Source organism: Ruegeria sp. P8 (assembly GCF_056534665.1).
On record NZ_JBQERC010000015.1, the window covers coordinates 84,835 to 91,134 of the forward strand.

Consider the following 6,300-nt stretch of genomic DNA (forward strand, 5'->3'; position numbering starts at 1 on the left):
GTTCTATCTGCCTTTCCGCGCTTGCAACCCGTACGTGCTACGACGATTGAATGAGCAAGCTGCGTATTGACGTTGATCTGGACAAAATTCGGTACAACACACGGTTCCTGGTCGACCACCTTAGACCCCGCGGAATTACGGTGACAGGTGTGACAAAAGCCGTTTGCGGTCATCCTGAGATTGCGAATGCTATGCTTGAAGGTGGCGCGACAGGGCTGGCGGACGCGCGGATCAGCAATGTCATGCGTATGCGCGATGCTGGGATCTCGTGCTCCATATCCTTGATCCGAACGCCTATGCTGAGCCAGGTCGCGCAAGTTGTTGATAACTGCAATGTCAGCTTCAACACAGAAATGGACATTATCGCAAGCCTGGCCATGAATGCGCTGGGAAAGAACATTACTCACAGTATTATCCTGATGGTGGAAATGGGGGATATGCGGGATGGCATCTTGCCTGAACACCTTGAGCGCACTGTGTCTCAAATTCTTAGAATGGAAGGGATTTCTCTGAAGGGGATTGGTGCAAATTTTGCCTGTCTGGGTCATGTGGCACCCTCTGCAGGAGCAATGGAATTGCTTTCGTCGCTTGCCGTCGATACCGAACTTGCAAGTGGGCCCGCTCTGGAAACAGTGTCAGGCGGCGGTTCTGCCAGTTTGCCATGGGCGCTTGGCAAGGGGGCGACCGGAAAGATCAACAACCTGCGTCTGGGTGAGGCCATCCTGTTAGGTACCGATCCCGTTTCGGGATACGCGATCGACGGGCTTTACACAGATGTTTTTACGCTTTGGGCGGAAGTGATCGAAACGAAGACCAAATCAAATCCAAATCCCTTGCAATTGAATTATCCCATACCTTCAATGCAGTGTGTGACTTTAGACAGTCCTTCGAACACTCGGTCGATCCTTGCCATTGGACTCCAGGACACCGATGCGGCGGGTCTAATTTTCCCTGCTGGCGTCACGTTCGTCGGAGCCACCAGTGATCATATCGTTGTTGAAAACACCAATTGTCTGCTTCGCCCTGGTGGCGAGGTGAAGCTGAAATTGAACTATAGCGCGCTCTCGCGCGGCATGGCTGCACCCGATGTAGCAAAAGTCTTCCATGGTGATGGCGCATTGGTTGACTGCACCGCAGCGAACACTGATCGCCCATATTCGAAGCGAAAGTAGCGCGCCAGGGTTGCCGCCGCCTCGGTTCTGCTTCATCCACCCGTCTTATTCTACGGCTTTACGTAGTAAATTGGGCCACCAATACCTATATTGGTGGTACCCGCATTCACTTTTCACACCCTATCTGGGCTCGTGAGTGTTGCGGACAATCAAAGGATCAAAATGATGTCTTTCAAAGACCTTACGACCAGAGCGGCTGCCGCACTGAAGGAAAACGATGCGGACGCGTCAAAAAAAGAAGTGACGTCGAAAGGGCAGGACGCCGTCCCCGAAAAATCAAAGCCTAAACCTCAAAACTGATAATACCCTGCCGGGAGCGGGTGGCTTGTTCTTGTTTACATCTCCGAGCGAGCGGTATCAGCAAAGGAGAACTACCCAAATGAACCAACTAATCAGCAAGACAATCGCAGTCTTTTCCAGGCCGTTTACTTTCCCTGGCTTTGACGAATTACTCCCGGCGGGCGAATACGACATAGAAACTGAGCATTCCGCACCACCAGATTATTTGGATCCAGAAGCCTGGAAAGCATCAGTGCTAATCTTTCTGCTTCCACGGAAATCTCACCCCGGTCTGGCGCGAACGTTGACCGTTTCTCTTACTGATTTGGAGAGAGCCCGCGCAAAGGACAAGTTGTCTTCAAAGGAGTTGTCGCAGTTCCTGCTCGACCAATTATTGGCCGATCCCATGGTGCAATTGATTATGAGGGCAGATGGCGTTTCAGAGACACAACTTCGACACCTCTACTCGGACTCGCTCATTTCTGAAGCAGACGACAGATCATCAGATCAAAGTGCCCTACGACGAGGATGCGGAAGCGGCGCTCAGTACGCCTTCGCGGTCCAAGCTGCCGAGAATGAAGGAATGCCGGTTCGTCCCTTAATAACCCCTCGGACTGCAGGCCGCCCCATAGGGCAGTCTGAACCAGGCAGTTCCTTCAACCCCAAGGCATAGTGCTCGGAACTTTCTTTTCCAGTCGCTGTATAAACCAAAACAGAAATCGAGGCTAGGAACTGATGGAAGACTTCGACAACGACGCAGATACGATCATGGCTCGCGCCCACAATGACGTGCCGCAAGAACGCCCGTGTCTTCGTTGCAGAACGCCATTCTGGAGCGAAGGGTTCGGAGAGCGGATTTGTCGACGCTGCAAGGGGTTGAGCGCCTGGCGAAATGGCGTATCAGTAAGCCCTGGGTTAGCTCGGCGTCGCTGATAACCTGACGCCGGTCTTTCCAGCTTTTCTGATCATATCTCATTTTATCTTATTGGTGCTGACCCGGGCCTTTTAACGTGGAACCCGATCGGTAATCGGTGCTGAAGACGAAGCGTACGCGCGGTTTGGACTCGAACCGTTCTTATGTGTAGTGATATGGGCTCAAGCCGCCTAATGCACACACTAAACCATGCCAGTATTCATAATCGGACAGCAGGCATTCACGCCGCTTGTACTATTCGGTGGTCAGCGCGGTGCTGTTGCTTGGGTGCGGAGGGTGGATCGGAGTGCAAAATATGCCAAGAGTCCAACTACCTGCAGTCACCCCAAAACCCAGAGCTTGGAACAAGGGGCGGATCATCGGTCAGAAACGACCGCTACTCCCAAAACAGGTCTGGGCGATCCGTGCCCGGCTCGAACTTTCTGGAAATCTGCGTGATCTCACAATGTTCAACGTCGCGATTGATAGCAAGCTACGCGGCTGCGATCTGGTCAAACTCGCTGTGACCGATCTTGTCAAAGACGATCGCGTCCGTGAGCGTGTTTCGGTGATCCAGAGCAAAACCAAGCGATCTGTTCAATTCGAACTGACGGAAAACACGCGAGAAACTGTATTGGTATGGGTAAAATCACCGGAAATGTTTGCTAGCCGGTTCATGTTTCCAAGCCGATTCCATGATCGACCACACATCTCGACGCGCCAGTATGGCAGGCTGGTTCGAGACTGGGTGACCGCAATCGGATTGGAACCGAGCGGATATGGCACGCATTCGCTTCGCCGAACCAAAGTAGCTGAGATCTACCGCAAGACAGGAAATCTCCGCGCGGTCCAACTTCTGCTTGGGCACACAAAGGTCGATAGCACCGTGCGATACCTGGGCGTTGAATTGGAAGACGCGCTAAGCATTGCAGAGCGCATAGACATCTGAGACAGTTTGGCGAGCGGCGCTGTCGGTCGCCAATCCATAGTGGTTCTAGTTCTTTTACGCAGGAGTGGGACGTAGCGTGCCCTGAGCGGAAGTGTCAAAATCTTGTTGCGTACGCTCGCAGCACAGTTTTCTCGGCTCAGGCGCAATTTACAGGGTGCGGGACCGAGCGGCCATTTGATCACGCCGCGAGCACTTGTGCAGAAGCGGCGCGAAAATCGCTGCGTTGCAGCCAATGTCATCAGGCCAGTCATTCCTAGTTACGGGGAAGCCTTGATCACATACTCCTCTTTCGCCGCACTCAGGCCAGACAATTTCTTTCGGTAGTTCACCAAGGATCTTGGTCACCGGCAGTTTCAAAAACTACCTGCCCTGGCGGTACTTGCATTGCGACAAGGGAAACTTCCTTGACTCTATTCTGGCTAAGGACCACAAAAGTGCATTGGTGAAAGTTACTCGTCGCCGCGATGCTGCCGGCTTCGATGATCCAATGGCCTTCAGAATAACTGTAGCATATGCCCCAGCATAGGAACGGGTTTCGCTGGGGTCTTCGCTATGAGCTCGTTCCTCACATGCATTCGCAACTGTCACCTGACATGCGCCAGCCATCGCGTGACCCATGAAGGAAAGCGCCGTATGAACAACACATGGCTCATAAATTGCGTGCTTGATGGCCGATAGATCAGGTCTCAGGCTCCGCTTCAATCAGTCATTCATCGTGTTTACGCGCTGCATTCTTTGTTTGATCCCAGCACTTTTGGTGTCGCTCTCAGGAACAAAGCTTCCTGCCCAAGTCGCAGGCAATGCCGATGGATCAGTTTGTGACGAAGGTTTCGAAAACAAGAATGGATCGTGCCAAAGAACAGACTTACCAGAAAACGCATATTTGACAGGTAGCTCCTATGGCAGTGGCTGGGAATGCAATCACGGTTTTCAGAATGTCGGAGATCTCTGTGAGGAAATAAGAGTTCCTGAAAATGCCTATCTTGCGTCAACCGGAGATCAGTGGGAGTGCAATCGGCTGTTCCAGCGTGTCGAAGAAAAATGCGAAGAACTGATCGCACCTCAAAATGGATACGTCGAAACCAGGTTTGGCGCACAGGAAATACACTGCAACTGGGGATTTCGTAAGGAGAACCAGGATTGTGTTGCAATAGAAGTCCCAAAAAACGGTCGTCTGAGCGATAAAAAAAGCTCGGATGGTTGGGTATGCCTCAGAGGTTACAACGCAGCGGAGAGCGGCTGTGAGCCTGTGGCTGTTCCACAGCATGCGTATCTTGAACCAGATTCCTACTCTGGATGGAAATGCGAACGTGGTTTTCGCGCAAACCGGGACAGGTGCGATGCGATCCTTGTTCCTTCAAACGCTCATTTGAATCGAAGTGGTGATGGTTGGGAATGCAATCGGCCGTTCACACGACAGAACGATAAGTGCGCCGAAAATATTCCACGAAAATAGGTTCGTGGAAATCAATATCGCCTGACAAATCCGGAAGGACCAAGCCGTGAACCATAACTCGATTGACGAAAATCTTGGCAAAAGGATCAAAGCCGAAAAGGCGCGTCGCCGGTCCCACGGGATTAAGATATCTATAGCGTTAGCAGTGTTTGTTGCAGCGGTAATTGTAGTGGTGTTTCTCTGATGCGTAAATATGCCCCTCAAGTGACCCTTTCTGACTCAAAGATGTCAGTGCGTGGTCTGGAACAAAGAGCATTTCAGGACCGCAGTGTTCGCAAGACGCGGAACGCTGACGTATCAGAAGTGATCGAAGTAGAATTTGGAAAGTACTTGATTAAGGCTGGCATTCTGAGCGGTAACAGCGTTGCGCGCGCATTCCCCAAGCCACCAGCGAAAACGCAAGGTTTGATTGCTGATGCAGTTGGCGAAACACCGTCATTGGCCATTGAAGCCTTAAAAGAAATTCTCGAAGAGCGAGACAGGAAACGCAGCGCTCGACGTCGTTTGGAGGCGAACTCCGGCAACTTCATTCCCAGTGAAGGAGAATATGTCGAAGCATTGCGCCAGATCAGGCTCACCCCTGCGCAGGTCACCATGCTCAAAGCACTTACAATCGCAGGCAAGGAAGGACTGAGCATTGGTCAGTTAACTAAGGCAGCTGGTTACAAATCGCGCGAGGCGTCCGTCAAGGTCTTCAAGAAAATCGGGCTATTGATTGCAGAATATCTGGAACTCGAGCTTCCCGAAGCCGGATCGGCTCAAAATGATGGCGCCGCTCAGGTATTGGCATCTTCTCACGTCAAAAGTGACGATGAACCAGCGACTTGGATCATGCATCAGGAGCTGCGCGATGCTGTTCGTTCGGTTCTATGACGCACGTTCCAGCGCCAGCCTTTGAAGCGAACTTCGAACCGGAATAAATGCACGAAAGGCGCACGCGTAGCTTATGTTGGAGAAAAAACCATATCCGCTCGACCTGATCTATGTACCTGTGAAACGGGCCAAAACACTTGATCAACAAAAGGTTCTGGCACTGGCCGAAGATATCCTGAAGAATGGCCAGAAGACGCCGATCCAGATACGTGCGGACAACAAGCGGTTCGTGCTGATTGAAGGCCTTCACCGACTAGAGGCCATTCGCGCCCTTGGCGGTGATACTGTCGAAGCCTTTTTGGTGCGCGCCCGATTACACTAGACTCTTGTTGGGATTGGCGTTCGACAAAGCCTGAGAAAACGTCAGCAGGCGCTGACTTTCTTCATCCCAAAGATGCAATCGTGCGCAATGAAGGCTCTCATATAGAGTAATACGCTGGCAATTTTCCAACTCGGAATGGTCACGCAAAACCTCGTTTAGCCGATAAAACGGTATGCGGCTGGCAAGGTGGTGAACATGGTGTACACCGATATTGGCAGAGAACCACCGCAGGATGCCTGGCAGGGCTGGACGTGTCGCGGTTTGATGCCGCTCCTTTGATAGCATTTATTGCAACAAAGGAGACGAACTATGGGACTGAAACGGACGGACGAATTC

Annotated in this window: 7 protein-coding genes; 6 read left to right on the forward strand and 1 reads right to left on the reverse strand. The window is 51.8% G+C overall.

Annotated features, from left to right (window positions below):
* Positions 1–50: 50 nt before the first annotated feature.
* From ACR0BZ_RS15815 to ACR0BZ_RS15840, 6 genes are all read left to right on the forward strand, one after another.
* Positions 51–1,172: an alanine/ornithine racemase family PLP-dependent enzyme gene (locus ACR0BZ_RS15815; protein WP_480920704.1), complete on the forward strand. Its 1,122-nt coding sequence runs from the start codon at positions 51–53 to the stop codon at positions 1,170–1,172.
* A gap of 379 nt (positions 1,173–1,551) precedes the next feature.
* Positions 1,552–2,124 carry a hypothetical protein gene (locus ACR0BZ_RS15820; RefSeq protein ID WP_480920705.1) on the forward strand — a complete coding sequence of 191 codons (573 nt, stop codon included), beginning with the start codon at positions 1,552–1,554 and terminating at the stop codon, positions 2,122–2,124.
* A 556-nt stretch (positions 2,125–2,680) separates the two neighbouring features.
* Positions 2,681–3,313 carry a tyrosine-type recombinase/integrase gene (locus tag ACR0BZ_RS15825; RefSeq protein WP_170403722.1) on the forward strand — a complete coding sequence of 211 codons (633 nt, stop codon included), beginning with the start codon at positions 2,681–2,683 and terminating at the stop codon, positions 3,311–3,313.
* 667 nt (positions 3,314–3,980) lie between these two features.
* Positions 3,981–4,769 (forward strand): hypothetical protein, encoded by a 789-nt coding sequence (locus tag ACR0BZ_RS15830; protein WP_480920706.1) that lies wholly within the window; start codon positions 3,981–3,983, stop codon positions 4,767–4,769.
* A gap of 183 nt (positions 4,770–4,952) precedes the next feature.
* Positions 4,953–5,642, forward strand: coding sequence for a hypothetical protein (locus ACR0BZ_RS15835; RefSeq protein ID WP_480912322.1), 690 nt, complete (start codon positions 4,953–4,955; stop codon positions 5,640–5,642).
* A gap of 73 nt (positions 5,643–5,715) precedes the next feature.
* Positions 5,716–5,964: a ParB N-terminal domain-containing protein gene (locus ACR0BZ_RS15840; protein ID WP_480484944.1), complete on the forward strand. Its 249-nt coding sequence runs from the start codon at positions 5,716–5,718 to the stop codon at positions 5,962–5,964.
* Here the strand turns inward: ACR0BZ_RS15840 and ACR0BZ_RS15845 are convergent.
* Complete coding sequence (locus ACR0BZ_RS15845) at positions 5,956–6,249, reverse strand: fatty acid desaturase (protein WP_480920707.1); 294 nt, start codon at positions 6,247–6,249, stop codon at positions 5,956–5,958. The genes ACR0BZ_RS15840 and ACR0BZ_RS15845 overlap by 9 nt on opposite strands.
* Positions 6,250–6,300 lie beyond the last annotated feature (51 nt).